Source organism: Sphaerisporangium corydalis, from assembly GCF_025506355.1.
In the GTDB taxonomy this organism is placed as follows: domain Bacteria; phylum Actinomycetota; class Actinomycetes; order Streptosporangiales; family Streptosporangiaceae; genus Sphaerisporangium; species Sphaerisporangium corydalis.
The window spans coordinates 1-1,307 of sequence record NZ_JANZYP010000153.1 but is presented as its reverse complement, the minus strand read 5'-3'; the positions used below and the strand labels follow the sequence as shown (position 1 = coordinate 1,307).

The following is a 1,307-nucleotide window of genomic DNA, read 5'->3' as shown; positions in this document are numbered from 1 at the left end:
GGTCACGTCCAGCGAAGTGGTGTATGAGTTGACCTTCGTGTGATCCTGTTCTGCAGGTTAAGCGGTGAGTGTCTGCGGGATGGGGGTCTGCTGCGGTGTGTCGCCCATAATGAGGTGCATCCGGGTCTTGGCCAGGACGTCCTGGCCCATGTAGCGGCGAGCCTCGGTCCATTCGTCGGTCTGCTCGGCCAAGACCGCACCGACAAGACGGACGATCGATGTGCGGTCGGGGAAGATGCCGACCACATCGGTGCGGCGGCGGATTTCCTTGTTCAGTCGTTCCTGCGGATTATTCGACCAGACCTGCCTCCAGGTCTCGCGAGGGAAGGTGGAGAAGGCTAGTAGCTCCTCGCGTGCGGCCTCCAGGTGCTCACACGCGGCCGGATACTTACTTGCCAGCGCCTCGATGACCCAGCTGTGCTGGGCCCGCACCTGCTCGGCGGTGGGCTGGTCGAAGATGGTGCGCACCAGCGTGGCCACCCACGGCTGGGCGCTCTTGGGCACTCTGGTGAGCAGATTCCGCAGGTAGTGCGTGCGGCAGCGCTGCCAGGACGCGCCCGGCAAACTCGCGCCCACCGCCTGCACCAGCCCGGCATGAGCGTCGGAGATGACCAGTTGAACGCCTGAAAGGCCGCGAGCGACCAGGCTACGCAGGAAGGTCAGCCAGCCCGCGCCGTCCTCGGCCGAGGTGACCTCCAACCCCAAGATCTCCCGGTTGCCGTTCGCGTTGACCGCGGTGGCGACCAAGACGTGAACGTTGATGATTCGCCCGCCCTCACGGACCTTCTGGGTGAGGGCGTCCAGCCACACGAACGCATACGGCCCGCCATCCAAGGCCCGGGTACGAAAAGCCTCGACCTGGACGTCCAGGACCTTGGCCATCTGTGAGACCTGGCTTTTGGAGATGTGCTTGATACCCAGCTGCTCGACCAGCTTGTCCACCCTGCGGGTGGAGACTCCCAGCAGGTAGCTGGTGGCCACTACGCTGATCAGGGCTTGCTCGGCCCGGCGGCGCCGCTCCAGCAGCCAGTCAGGGAAGTAGGAGCCCGAGCGCAGCTTAGGGATCGCGAGTTCCACGGTGCCGGCCCGGGTGTCCCAGTCACGGACTCGATAGCCGTTGCGCCGGTTGGTCCGCTCGTCACTGCGGGTGCCGTAATCGGCGCCGCACATGATGTCGGCCTCGGCCGACATCAACGTCTCAGCCATGGTCTTCACCATGGATCGCAACAGATCCGGGTCTCCATGCTCGATCTGCTCGGCCAGCCACGCAGCGGGGTCCACACTGTTGTTCACGGCCATCGCTCTGT

General features: G+C 64.9%; 1 protein-coding gene. It reads right to left on the bottom strand.

Annotation, left to right across the window (positions count from 1 at the left end):
- Positions 1 to 57: 57 nt before the first annotated feature.
- Positions 58 to 1,299 carry an IS256 family transposase gene (locus tag NYZ98_RS41295; RefSeq protein ID WP_262851022.1) on the bottom strand — a complete coding sequence of 414 codons (1,242 nt, stop codon included), beginning with the start codon at positions 1,297 to 1,299 and terminating at the stop codon, positions 58 to 60.
- Positions 1,300 to 1,307 lie beyond the last annotated feature (8 nt).